The following is a 12972-nucleotide window of genomic DNA, read 5'->3' as shown; positions in this document are numbered from 1 at the left end:
GCTCAGCGCTTCTTTTGCTTGTCGAGATTCTTGTCGAAGGGCACGACTTCGCCGCCCAGCAGCGAAAGCTGGCCGGCGCCGGCCGGCAGATCGCGCTCGAGCTTCTCGATTTCCTCGCGGAAGTCGGCCACGTCCTCGAAACTGCGGTAGACCGAGGCGAAGCGGACGTAACCCACGTGATCCAGCTTGCGCAGTTCGTTCATCACGAACTCGCCGATCCGCCGCGAGGGGATTTCACGCTCGCCGCTCATCCGGATGCTGTGCACCACCGCGCGTACCGCTGCCTCGATCTGTTCCTCCGAGACCGGACGCTTCTGCAGGGCGCGGTCGAAGCCGGCGCGCAGCTTGCGCGCGTCGAACGCATCCCGGCGGCCATCGCTCTTGATGACCCCGGGCAGTTTGATTTCGATGTTCTCCAGCGTGCTGAAGCGCTCGCCGCAGGCCTCGCATTCGCGCCGGCGACGAATCGTCGCACCGTCTTCGGAGACGCGCGAATCGATGACGCGGGTGTCGGTGTGCTGGCAGAAGGGGCAGTGCATCGGCTCTGGGGCTTTCCACCGCGGGAAGCGGCGGCAATGGGCGGGAACTCCACCCGAACGCCTGAGTGTACTGCCGCCGCCCCTCCCGGTCACGATCCGCCCGGGCCGGCGGGCGGCGGGCCCGACGGGACGGCGGAAAAAACCCACGCCGCCACGGCGCGCCGGACCGGTGGCGTCGCCGCCATCGTGGCGATGGCGGCGGTGGTCAGCCGATCAGCCGTAGACCGGGAACTGGCGGCACTGCAGGGTGACGTTCTCGCGCACCCCGGCAATGACCTTGTCGTCGTTGGGCGCGTCCAGCACGTCGCAGATCCAGTTGGCCAGGGCCACGCAGTCGGCTTCCTTGTAACCGCGGGTGGTCACCGCCGGGGTGCCGATGCGCAGGCCCGAGGTGACGAAGGGCTTCTGCGGATCGTTGGGCACCGCATTCTTGTTGACGGTGATGTGCGCCTTGCCCAGCGCTTCCTCGGCGGCCTTGCCGGTGATGCCCTTGCCGATCATGTCGACCAGCATTAGGTGGTTCTGGGTGCCGCCGGAGACGATCTTGTAGCCGCGCTGGATGATGGTCGTGGCCATCGCCTGCGCGTTCTTCACCACCTGCTGCTGGTAGGCGGTGAATTCCGGCTCCAGCGCTTCCTTGAAGGCCACCGCCTTGGCGGCGATGACATGCATCAGCGGACCGCCCTGGATGCCCGGGAACACGATGCTCTGCAGTTTCTTCTCGATGTCCTCGCCGGCGCCCTTGGCCAGGATGATGCCGCCACGCGGACCGCGCAGGGTCTTGTGGGTGGTCGAGGTGACCACGTGGGCATGCGGCAGCGGATTCGGGTACACGCCGGCGGCGACCAGGCCGGCCACGTGCGCCATGTCCACGAACAGGTAGGCGCCGATCTTGTCGGCGATGGCGCGGAAGCGCGCCCAGTCGATCACCTGCGAATAGGCGGAGAAACCGGCCACCACCATCTTCGGCTTGTGCTCCAGCGCCAGCTTCTCGACTTCGTCGTAGTCGATCAGGCCCTGGTCGTTGACGCCGTACTGCACGGCGTTGAACAGCTTGCCCGAGGCATTGACCTTGGCACCGTGGGTCAGGTGGCCACCGTGCGCCAGCGACATGCCCAGGATGGTGTCGCCCGGCTGCAGCAGCGCGAAATAGACCGCCTGGTTGGCCTGCGAGCCGGAGTGCGGCTGCACGTTGGCGTAGTCGGCGCCAAACAGCTGCTTGACCCGGTCGATCGCCAGCTGCTCGGCGATGTCGACGTACTCGCAGCCGCCGTAGTAGCGCTTGCCCGGATAGCCTTCGGCGTACTTGTTGGTGAGTACGCTGCCCTGGGCTTCCATCACCCGCGGGCTGGCGTAGTTCTCGCTGGCGATCAGCTCGACGTGGTCCTCCTGGCGGCGGGCCTCGGCGGCGATGGCCTGGGCGAGTTCGTCATCGAATCCGGCAATACGGGTGGTGCTGGGGAACATTCGCGGGCCTCGCAAGGGGGAAGCTGAAGAAAAGATGAGACCAGGCCGAGCCGGCGGACCGGCGTTCAGGCGGTCGGGATAAGACTTGAAATATTAGCCCACGGGCGTATGGCGGCCAACTCGGACAGGTGCCACCAGGCCCGTTCTGCCCGACAATGGGCGGATTCGCCCAACCGCGACCCCGCCGCCCGACCCGCCAGCCGCCTCCGCCAGCCGGTCTTCCCCACTGGATGCCCCCCGACCGTGAAATGGGTTCTCGTCTTCCTGTTCGTCGCCTGTGCCGTCTACGTGCACTTCCGCGGACGCGTGCGCCATCGCCTGGGCCGGCAGTTGCTGGACCACTCGACCTTCATGGCGCCCATCAACGTGCTGATGTATGCCTGCTCGCGGGTGCCGACCACCCCGTTCCTGGACCCGGACCGGCATTTCCCGGAACTGGCGCCCCTGCGCGCCCGCTGGCAGGAAATCCGCGCCGAGGCCCGGCACCTGCGTGAAATGCAGCAGATCAAGGCCGCCGACGGCTATACCGACGTCGGCTTCAATTCGTTCTTCCGGCGCGGCTGGAAGCGCTTCTACCTGAAGTGGTACGACGATGCCCATCCGTCCGCCGCCGAGCTGTGCCCGGCCACCACCGCCCTGCTGCGCGAGCTGCCGGGGGTGAAGGCCGCCATGTTCACCGAGCTGCCGCCGGGCAGCGAACTGCGGCCGCACCGCGACCCCTACGCCGGCTCGCTGCGCCTGCACCTGGGCCTGGAAACCCCCAACGACGACGCCTGCTTCATCGACGTGGACGGCCAGCGTTACAGCTGGCGCGACGGCGAATGGACCATGTTCGACGAGACCTACATCCACAGCGCCCGCAACGACAGCGCCGGCAACCGGATCATCCTGTTCTGCGACATCGAGCGGCCGATGAAGTACCGCTGGGCGGCGGCGCTCAACCGCTTCGTCGCCCGCCACCTGATCGCCGCCGGCGCTTCGCCCAACCAGGAAGGCGACAAGACCGGCGGCTTCAACCGGGCCTTCAAGTACTTCTACGCGCTGCGCCTGAAGAGCAAGGCCCTGCGCGAGCGCAGCAAGGGGCTGTACTACACGCTCAAGTACCTGGGCGTGGCGCTGGTGGTGGCCCTGATCATCTGGATCTGAAGTCCCGGACGCGCCGCCCGGCGGCGGCCCCGGCCAGACCCTGGCCGTGGATCCGGGCCCACCCCGCCTGAACGACGGGCGTGGAAGCGGTGTTCCACCCTTTCCGCGCTGGCAACGCGCCCCCACCCTGCGGGATAATCACCTCCTTCCCGCCCTGTCCCAGGCCATCCGGCCGGGCTCGGCGCGTCCCGGTTCCGGAGAGCCCCATGTCGCAATACATCTACACCATGAACGGTGTAAGCAAGATCGTCCCTCCCAAGCGCCAGATCATCAAGGACATCTCGCTGTCGTTCTTCCCCGGCGCCAAGATCGGCCTGCTGGGCCTCAACGGCGCCGGCAAGTCCACCGTGCTGAAGATCATGGCCGGCGTGGACACCGACTTCCAGGGCGAGGCGCGCCCGCAGCCGGGCATCAAGGTCGGCTACCTGGCGCAGGAGCCGGAGCTGGATCCGAACAAGACCGTGCGCGAAGCGGTCGAGGAAGGCGTCGGCGAAGTGCTGCAGGCGCAGGCCGCGCTGGACGCGGTGTATGCCGCCTACGCCGAGGAAGGCGCCGACTTTGACAAGCTGGCCGCCGAGCAGCAGCGCCTGGAAGCGATCCTCGCCGCCGGTGACGCGCACATGCTGGAACAGCAGCTGGAAGTGGCCGCCGACGCGCTGCGCCTGCCGCCGTGGGACGCCATCGTCGGCAAGCTGTCCGGCGGCGAAAAGCGCCGCGTCGCGCTGTGCCGCCTGCTGCTGCAGAAGCCGGACATGCTGCTGCTCGACGAACCGACCAACCACCTGGACGCCGAGTCGGTGGAGTGGCTGGAACAGTTCCTGGCCCGCTATACCGGCACCGTGGTGGCGGTCACCCATGATCGCTACTTCCTCGACAACGCCGCCGAGTGGATCCTGGAACTGGATCGCGGCCGCGGCATTCCGTGGAAGGGCAACTACACCGATTGGCTGGTGCAGAAGGAAGAGCGCCTGAAGCAGGAAGAGAACCAGGAAAAGGCGCGCCAGAAGGCGATCGCCAAGGAACTGGAATGGTCGCGCCAGAACGCCAAGGGCGGCCGCTCCAAGGGCAAGGCGCGCCTGGCCCGCCTGGATGAACTGCAGTCGGTCGACTACCAGAAGCGCAACGAGACCAACGAAATCTTCATCCCGCCGGGCGAACGCCTGGGCAACAGCGTCATCGAGTTCAAGAACGTCTCCAAGAAGTTCGGCGACCGCCTGCTGATCGATGACCTGAGCTTCCTGGTCCCGGCCGGCGCCATCGTCGGCATCATCGGCCCGAACGGCGCCGGCAAGTCGACCCTGTTCAAGATGATCACCGGACAGGAAAAGCCCGACACCGGCACCATCAACATCGGCCCGACCGTCAAGCTGGCCTACGTCGACCAGAGCCGCGACAAGCTGGAAGGCAACCACAACGTGTTCCAGGAAGTCTCCGGCGGCCTGGACATCCTCAACATCAACGGCGTGGAAATCCAGTCGCGCGCCTACATCGGCCGCTTCAACTTCAAGGGCCAGGACCAGCAGAAGCTGGTCGGTTCGCTGTCCGGCGGTGAGCGCGGCCGCCTGCACATGGCCAAGACCCTGCTGCAGGGCGGCAACGTGCTGCTGCTCGACGAACCGTCCAACGATCTGGACATCGAAACCCTGCGCGCGCTAGAAGACGCGCTGCTGGAATTCCCCGGCAACACCTTCGTCATCTCGCACGATCGCTGGTTCCTGGATCGCATCGCCACCCACATCCTCGCCTTCGAGGGCGACTCGCACGTGGAATTCTTCCAGGGCAACTACCGCGAGTACGAGGAAGACAAGAAGCGCCGCCTCGGCGCCGAGGGCGCGCAGCCGCACCGCCTGCGCTTCAAGGCGCTGAAGTGACGATTCGCCCCGTGGCCGGCAACGGCCACGGCCTTGTCGGATCGTCATCCCCGCGAAAGCGGGGATCCACTGGCGACCGGCAATGATCCCGAAGGGCCGGATTCCCCCGAATCCGGCCCTTCCTTGTTTTTCCATCCGACCCGCCGCGGCCGCCGCAGCACACGCGCCTGCAGTACCCTGCCCCCGGATGAAGAGGTAGCCCCATGTCCATCGACCGCCTGTTCCGCCTGCGCGAGCACGGCACCACCGTCCGCACCGAACTGCTGGCCGGCGCCACCACCTTCCTGACGATGTCCTACATCGTCTTCGTCAACCCTGAAATCCTCTCGACCACCGGCATGGACGCGGGCGCGGTGTTCGTCGCCACCTGTCTGGCGGCCGCGCTCGGATCGTTGATCATGGCGTTCGCCGCGAACTTCCCGGTCGGCATGGCGCCGGGCATGGGCCTGAACGCGTTCTTCGCCTTCACGGTGGTCGGTACGGCCGGCCTGCCCTGGGAGCAGGCGCTGGCGGCGGTATTCATCTCCGGCCTGGTGTTCCTGCTGCTCAGCCTCACCGGCGTGCGCGCCTGGCTGGTCGCCGGCATCCCGCCGTCGCTGCGCGCGGCGATCGTCGCCGGCATCGGCCTTTTCCTGGCGATCATCGCGCTGCAGAAATCGCAGGTCATCGTCGGCAATCCGGACACGCTGGTCGCATTGGGAACGCTGCATTCGCACGAACCGCTGCTGGCGCTGGGCGGCTTCCTGCTGATCGCGGTGCTGGAGGCCCGTGGCGTGCGCGGCGCGATCCTGATCGGCATCCTGGTGGTGACGGCGTTCGCCGGCCTGCTCGGCTACGTGGACTACCAGGGCATCGTCGCGGCGCCGCCCAGCCTGGCGCCGACCTGGCTGCAACTGGATCTGCCCGGCCTGCTGCATCGCGACGACGGCACGCCGGTGGCGGTGCTGTTGCAGGTGGTGCTGGTGTTCGTGCTGGTGGAAGTGTTCGATGCGACCGGCACGCTCTACGGCGTGGCCGGACGCGCCGGCCTGCTGAAGCTTGCCGATGGACAGAAGCGTTTCGGCCGCGCGCTGCTCGCCGACAGCGGCGCCATCATCGCCGGCTCGCTGCTGGGCACTAGCAGCACCACCGCCTACGCCGAAAGCGCCTCGGGCGTGCAGGTGGGTGGTCGCACCGGCCTGACCGCACTGGTGGTGGCGCTGCTGTTCCTGGTCGCCCTGCTGTTCTCGCCGCTGGCGGCGATGGTGCCGGGCTATGCGACGGCGCCCGCCCTGCTCTACGTGGCCGGCCTGATGCTGCGCGAACTGGTCGACGTGGACTGGAGCGACCTGACCGAATCGGTGCCGGCGGCGCTGTGCGCGCTGGCGATGCCGTTCACCTACTCCATCGCCAACGGCCTGGCGTTCGGCTTCATCGCCTACGCCGCGCTCAAGCTCGGCACCGGCCGCTGGCGCGAGGTGCACCCGGCGGTGTGGCTGGTGGCCGGATTGTTCATCCTGCGCTACGCGCTGGGTTGAATCCGGACCAGGCAAGAGCGCTCGCATGGCCATCGCCACGCGTAGCGGCGATGTTCGCGATTTGGGATTTTTCCTAGTGGATTCGGCTCGCGGGTTCCCTAGGATGATCCCCTCCCTCACAGACGGCACAAGACCACATGCCCGCGCCATGTGTTCCATGCACGCCGAAGACGTCCATTCCAGGCTCCTGCGTCCCGACGCTGGCCCGGCCTGGGGAGAACCGGCGTACAGGCCCCCGGCGCCTGCTCACCGCCGCGATGATGGCCGGTCTCTCCAGCCCGGGCATCGCGGCCGAGAGCATCCATGCGTTCGGCAGGAACATCGCCACCCCTTCATCGGTGCAACCCGACGCCCTCCTGTCCCTGTATAAGTTCACGCCGACCCAACTCTGTGGCAAGGCCCACTGTGAGATTACTGTTGCCGCGCTCTACAACAAGGGCAGCGTCTTCGGGGGCGGTGCCAGCGGTCCAGAGTTGGAAACCGACGTTCCAGGCGTATCATTGCGCCTGCTCCTCGACGGAACACCCGTTTCATCGCGTTACTCCGGGACGTTCTCGGATATCGCCGAAATCCAGTTGTTCCGCAACAGCGGGCGGATCGCAAGCGGCGTGTTCGCGAGCGGACCGTTCAACTCGTACTACATCCTCACCTACAAGAGTGGCATCCTCTGGACCGACAGCACATCGATCAAGCTGCGGGGTTCGGTCACGGCCATCGATGGCACCTGCACGGCGCCGGATCAGAACGTGAAGTTGCCTCCCATCAACACGGCCCACCTGCGCGGCATCAACACCACCGCGGCCGAAACGCCCTTCGATCTCGCCATCAATGCATGTCCCCGCGGCTTCAATCGTGTCGGCTACACGATACTTCCGGTGGGCGGTACGATGGCGAAAGGTTCCGGCATCCTGCCGCGGCTTCCGGAATCGACCGCGACCGGTGCCTCGATCCGGGTAACCGATCCCTCGGGAACGCCGCTGGAACCGAACGTGTCAGTGCCCGTGGCCGAATATGGCAAGGATACGGGCGGTTCGTTCAAGATTCCGATGCGAGCGGCCTACGTGCAGACCGCGAGGCAGGTTACCGGCGGTTCGGTCCAGGCGGGAATGCTGATTTCGATTGACTATCAATAAACCTGAGTCTCCCAGCGAAGCCCCGCTTTCTGCGCAAGCTTCTGCGTTCCGGCCCGGCGTTGGGCGGAATTCCCAGGCACAGTCCTAGTCGTCGCCCTGCAAACCGGGGAACAGGATTTCGGTATAGCCGAACTGGCTGAAGTCGCGGATGCGCGAGGGATACAACCGGCCAATCAGGTGGTCGCACTCGTGCTGCACCACCCGCGCGTGGAAGCCCTCGGCCTCGCGATCAATCGTATGGCCCTGTGGATCAAAACCGCGATAGCGGATCGCGCGATGGCGCGGCACCACACCGCGCAGGCCCGGCACCGACAGACAGCCTTCCCAGCCATCCTCCATTTCGTCGGACAGCGGTTCTATGACGGGGTTGAGCAGGATGGTGCGCGGCACCGGCGGCGCGTCGGGATAGCGATCGCTGTTGTCGAAGCCGAAGATGACCAGTTGCATGTCCACGCCAATCTGCGGTGCGGCCAGACCGACGCCGCCGGCCGCAGCCATGGTCTGGAACATGTCGGCGATCAGCGCGTGCAGTTCCGGTGTGTCGAATCGCTCCACCGGGTTGGCAATCTTCAACAACCGCGGGTCACCCATTTTCAGGATGGGATGAATCATGTCGTTTCCTCCACGTCCGGCAGTTCAAACACCTGCCGCAGATAACGCACGTAGCCTTCGTCCTCGCACATGCTCTTGCCGGGCGAATCGCTCAGCTTGGCGACCGGCTGGCCGTTGCAGCGGATCATCTTGATGACAATCTGCAAGGGCGTCGGCCCCAGATCGTTGGTCAGGTTGGTACCGATGCCGAACGCCAGGCGGCAGCGGCCGCGGAAACGTTCATGCAGCTGTAGCACTTTCTCCACGTCGAGGCCGTCGCTGAACACCAGCGTCTTGCCGAGCGGGTCGATACGCATGCGCTCCAGATGCGCGAGGATCGCCTCGCCCCACGCGAACGGATCACCGGAGTCGTGGCGCATGCCATCGAACAGCTTGCAGAAATACAGATCGAAGTCGCGCAGGAACGCCTTCAGGCCCACCACGTCCGACAACGCGATCCCCAGATCGCCGCGATATTCCTTGGCCCAGATATCGAAAGCCACCGCCTGCGAATCGCGCAGGCGCGGACCCAGTGCCTGGAATGCCTGCAGCCATTCGTGCGCCATCGTGCCCAGCGGGGTCATGCCGTATTCGCGCGCGAAGTACACGTTGCTGGTGCCAACGAACTGGGCGCCCAGTCCGGCCTTGAGCTTCGGCAGCACGCGCGCATGCCACCCCCGCGAGTAACGGCGACGCGTGCCGTAGTCGGCGATGACGCAATCCTCGCCGCCCTCGCGCAGGCGGGCGATCTTGGCCCCCAGCCGCCGTTCCCCCTCGCCCGTATCCGCCTGTCCGACATGACGGAACCAGACCTCGTTGATGATCGCCAGCAGCGGGACCTCGAACAGGATGGTGTGCAGCCAGGGGCCGGCGATGTCGAGTTCGATTTCCCCCGGAACCGTCGGCGAGGCCCGCAACCGGATGTACTTGCGATCCAGGTGGAACAGGCCGAGGAAATCGACAAAATCGGACTTGATGAAGCGAAGTCCGCGCAGGTAATCGAGCTCATCGGTCCGGAAGCGCAGCGTGCACAGCGCATCGATTTCCGCGGAAATCTCATCAAGAACGTCCGCCAGCGGAACGCCCGGCGTGCGGCATTTGAAGCGGTACTGCACCTGCGCGGCCGGATAGTGATGCAGGACCGCCTGCATCATCGTGAACTTGTAGAGATCGGTATCGAGCAACGAGGTGATGATCATCGGGCCGGGCCGTGCGGGAGCGCCGTCAGCATACTCCACGCGACCCAGGCGCCTGCGGCATATCCGCCGCCGCGACGACAGGCCCCGGCAGGGTCAGCGACGACGGAACAGCAACTTCAGCGCGACCATCGCGAAATGCGCCCAGATCGCACCGAATACTCCGATGCGCACTCCCAGTCCGCGCCGACTGGCCTCGAACTTGCCGAAGTACCGCCACAGGCCACGATGCTTGTGCCATTCCACGAAGAACGGCCGCGAACGGCTGGACACGCCACGGATATGCACCACACGCACGCTGTTGGCGACAGCCACCAGCGCACCGGCCATGCGCGCGCGCCGGCACAGGTCGAGATCCTCCGCATGCAACCGATAGCCCTCGTCGAACCCGCCAAGCCGGCGGAACAGCGAACGCGGCATCACCATCAGCGCGCCGGAGAGCGCTTCCAGCGGTTGCAGCGTCTGGGCATCGTCCACCTCCACGCCCAACCGCGAAGCGGCGCCCGGCGCGGTCAGCATGGCGGCGAAATCCGGATCGCGGCGACGCGCGGCGGTGTCCCTGACGCCCGCTTCGTCGACCAGATCCGCGCCCAGCAGGGTTTCCCTGCCGGTGCCCGCCGCCAGATCGCGCAGGCGGGCCAGGGTCTCCGGCAACACCTGCAGATCCGGATTCACGAACGCCAGCCACGGCGATGCCGAATCATCCGCGCCCTGGTTGCAGCCGACCGAGAATCCCGGGTTGTCCGGGTTGGCGACGAAGCGCACCCGCGGGTCCGCCAGCGCATGCCGCTGGATCACGCTCACCGTATCGTCGGTCGAGGCGTTGTCCACCACCCGGATTTCCGCCACGTCCACCGCATCGCGCAGGCGCTGCAGGCAATCGTCGATGGTGCTGGCGCTTTCGTGGGTGACGACGATCGCGGCGATGGCCGTTTCGTGCTCCGGGATTTTCATATTCTGTATATCAATATCATCACCCAGCATTTGGCGGCACAATTTCCGAGACAGCCTTCCTGCAAAGCTCGAAATCCTCTTCCTTTTCTGACGAGCCCATGACACGAGTCATGGGCTCGTACGCGGATAAGGCTACCTGAGTGTCTTCTTGCAGGTCATTATCGCAGTGACCTGCCAAAAACCGCCTCTTGGCCGCCAGTACACATACCGCGCAAGCACACAATCTCTGTAGCCTTGCCTTGACGCCATGGTTCTCGCTGTCCACATGGCCTTTGAAAGGGCTGATTCGACTGAGCCCCATTCCGCAGTGGCCGTGAAACTACCCGTTATTTCCGTAGCCCGCGCATCCCGAATTCCGGGAAGAACATATCCCAACATCAGCACACCGAGACAAATTGACTTCACCTTCATGAGTTGAACTCCCTGTGTTTAACGGCATTGCTGCAATAGCGCAGCATCTTGCTTCTATGCCTAGACAACAGCGAGTTCAACTAACATTGAAATATGGATCTTTTTGTGCCGAGAATCACTGGAACAATTGGCGCTGTGGCTCTGGCGAGCCAATGTCCATGTAGATCCTTGTCAAGTTCTCCCGATAAGGCCGTAGTGGATCTTCCATCAAGCAACCCGCGAGTCTCGCGTGCCAAGCAGGCCAACGCGCATTGATAGTGTCCATATCGCCATCGGCGGGTAGACCTTCGCCGCCACGCGCGACGAAAGCAGTTTCGCACAAGGCATTTCGCCAGCCCAGACCGGCCAGACGCAGCGATAAATCGATCAGCGCTGCATACCAAGACATATAGCTGCTGGCATCCAAACCGCCGGCACGCTTGCGGGCACTGCCTCGAAGAGCGACGGCATGTGCTACCGCAGCGGGTAGTTCAGGATGTGCCGGCGGCATCCCCGCACACGCACGCGCCGTGCGCTCGAAGTCAGCGGGAGGAGGTGAGATTTCTCCTAGACGTGGCCAGGATGCAGCTTCGCCTGCATTGCACCACGGCGTGGCAGTAGCGATGGATGCATCACGGGCGAGGCAGGCAACCATTTGCTGAAGCCAGCCTGGTAGCGGCTGTGCATCCGGCGCGAGGATCACCACATCGGCATCGCCGCAGGCACGGAGCATTTCATCTAGATGCGCGACCTCGCCGACCGGGCGCGGACGTCGGGTGTAGTCCGCCTGTAGTCGCGTGCGTTGCAGCCAGCGTTCGACGATGGCAAGCCCACGTGGGCCTGCCTGTGCATCATCGGCTAGCCAGATACGCGTTCCTTCAGGAGTACCCGCATCCAGTGAACCAAGGCAGGCATCCAGCGCGTCGTCATCCACTCCGATTGGCAGAAGGATGATGGGCAGCGACGACACGCTGAATCCTGTCATTTCTCTTCAGGCGCGTAGAGCGGCTTCATGGAACGGAATCGGCGACCGTATTCATCGGTGAGATTCCGCGCATCCTGGGGATCCCTGACGATGGTCGGCGTCAAGAGGATGATCACCTCCTGTCGGTCCGTGTTCTGGCGCTTGTTACCGAACAGGCCGCCGATGATCGGCAACTTGGTAAGACCAGGGAGCCCTCGCGATCCATTGTCCACAGAATCACCAATCAGGCCCGCGAGCATGATCGTGTCTCCGGTGCGGACAGCCGCTTCGGTCTTCAGGCGCCGGGTATCGATGGGCACATTGCATCCGGTGGTGGTGTCGTCACAGCTAGCCGGTCGCGCGCCAGGTGAACTGACTTCCTGGACTAGATCCAGAAATACCATGCCGTCCTTGGTGATGCGGGGACGCACTTTCAGGATCACACCCGTATCCAGGTACTGGACCTGGCTGTATGTGTTGGAAGTTTGATCCGGCGTGATGCTGACCGAATTGATCGGAATCTTGGTGCCGACATTCAATGTGGCTTCTGCGTTGTTGCGCACCAGGACCGACGGCGTCTGCAGCAGTTGGACATCCGTAACGTCCTCCAGCGCTTCGATGATGGCGGCCGCGTTCTTGCCCAGGAAGGTCCAGCCCAGGCCTGGTGCGTTTGCGTCACCCCGGATGCTGCCGCTGATATCGCCCCAGATGCGTCGCCCCAATGCGCTAGGTAACCCCGCCTCATCCACCACCGCATTTTCGAAAAACCAGTTCACGCCGTAGCTGAGTTTTCCCGTCAGTTTGACTTCGGCCACCTGCGCTTCGATATGCACCTGCATCGGCATAATGTCGAGCTTTTCGATAACATCCTTGATCGACTTCCATGCACTAGCACTAGATCGCACCAGCAGCGTATTCGTCTCATCGACCGCAGCCACGCCTACCTTATCGCCCTCGACCTGCAGGGTGACCGAACCATTGCCGTCGCGGCGTGGATTCAGACTGAAGCTGCCATTGCCCAGGCCACTCCCCGAACCGCCTCCCACGCCACTATTGCCACCGGTCACGCCGCCAGAATCAAAGCCATCGCTTTGTTGACCCAGTAATCCACTGTCACCCAGTTGCGTCGGATCTGCGCCAGGCATCAGCGACGCGTTTCCACCGTTGCTACCGGAATCCCGCGATCCCCCCGAACCGAACCCCC

The 12972-nt window shown here is 64.7% G+C and carries 10 protein-coding genes and 1 pseudogene; 4 read left to right on the top strand and 7 right to left on the bottom strand.

The window, feature by feature from the left end:
* Positions 1–2: 2 nt before the first annotated feature.
* Together nrdR and glyA are read right to left on the bottom strand one after the other, a co-directional pair.
* Complete coding sequence (gene nrdR / locus FG323_RS15690; protein WP_141455665.1) at positions 3–539, bottom strand: transcriptional regulator NrdR; 537 nt, start codon at positions 537–539, stop codon at positions 3–5.
* A 213-nt stretch (positions 540–752) separates the two neighbouring features.
* A complete protein-coding gene (gene glyA / locus FG323_RS15685; RefSeq protein ID WP_141455664.1) occupies positions 753–2006 on the bottom strand; it encodes a serine hydroxymethyltransferase in 1254 nt (417 codons plus the stop codon).
* A gap of 243 nt (positions 2007–2249) precedes the next feature.
* On the opposite strand from glyA, the gene lpxO reads away from it, so the two are divergent.
* The 4 genes from lpxO (at position 2250) to FG323_RS15665 (ending at position 7673) form a co-directional block, all read left to right on the top strand.
* Positions 2250–3152, top strand: a complete 903-nt coding sequence (gene lpxO, locus FG323_RS15680) for a lipid A hydroxylase LpxO (protein ID WP_255470209.1) — start codon at positions 2250–2252, stop codon at positions 3150–3152.
* Positions 3153–3358: 206 nt separating this feature from the next.
* Positions 3359–5023 carry an energy-dependent translational throttle protein EttA gene (ettA, locus tag FG323_RS15675; RefSeq protein WP_141455662.1) on the top strand — a complete coding sequence of 555 codons (1665 nt, stop codon included), beginning with the start codon at positions 3359–3361 and terminating at the stop codon, positions 5021–5023.
* Between the two features lie 203 nt (positions 5024–5226).
* Positions 5227–6540, top strand: a complete 1314-nt coding sequence (locus FG323_RS15670; protein WP_141455661.1) for an NCS2 family permease — start codon at positions 5227–5229, stop codon at positions 6538–6540.
* Positions 6541–6800: 260 nt separating this feature from the next.
* Positions 6801–7673 carry a fimbrial protein gene (locus FG323_RS15665; RefSeq protein ID WP_181444262.1) on the top strand — a complete coding sequence of 291 codons (873 nt, stop codon included), beginning with the start codon at positions 6801–6803 and terminating at the stop codon, positions 7671–7673.
* Between the two features lie 84 nt (positions 7674–7757).
* Here the strand turns inward: FG323_RS15665 and def are convergent, their stop codons facing one another.
* The 5 genes and pseudogenes from def to FG323_RS15640 form a co-directional block, all read right to left on the bottom strand.
* On the bottom strand, positions 7758–8285 hold the full coding sequence (gene def, locus FG323_RS15660; protein ID WP_141455659.1) for a peptide deformylase: 528 nt from the start codon (positions 8283–8285) through the stop codon (positions 7758–7760).
* Entirely contained in the window at positions 8282–9463 is a 1182-nt protein-coding gene (gene pncB, locus FG323_RS15655; RefSeq protein ID WP_141455658.1) for a nicotinate phosphoribosyltransferase, read from the bottom strand. The genes def and pncB overlap by 4 nt, the downstream gene beginning before the upstream one ends.
* 93 nt (positions 9464–9556) lie before the next feature.
* Positions 9557–10414 carry a glycosyltransferase family 2 protein gene (locus tag FG323_RS15650; protein WP_141455657.1) on the bottom strand — a complete coding sequence of 286 codons (858 nt, stop codon included), beginning with the start codon at positions 10412–10414 and terminating at the stop codon, positions 9557–9559.
* A gap of 526 nt (positions 10415–10940) precedes the next feature.
* Positions 10941–11789, bottom strand: coding sequence for a glycosyltransferase (locus tag FG323_RS15645; RefSeq protein ID WP_141455656.1), 849 nt, complete (start codon positions 11787–11789; stop codon positions 10941–10943).
* A pseudogene (locus FG323_RS15640) lies at positions 11786–12972 on the bottom strand (type II secretion system protein GspD); the annotation flags it as partial. The gene FG323_RS15645 and the pseudogene FG323_RS15640, both read right to left, overlap by 4 nt.

This window comes from Pseudoxanthomonas sp. z9 (assembly GCF_006542425.1).
Classification (GTDB): domain Bacteria; phylum Pseudomonadota; class Gammaproteobacteria; order Xanthomonadales; family Xanthomonadaceae; genus Pseudoxanthomonas_A.
The sequence above is the reverse complement of the archived record's forward strand: the minus strand, read 5'-3'. Positions and strand labels throughout refer to the sequence as shown.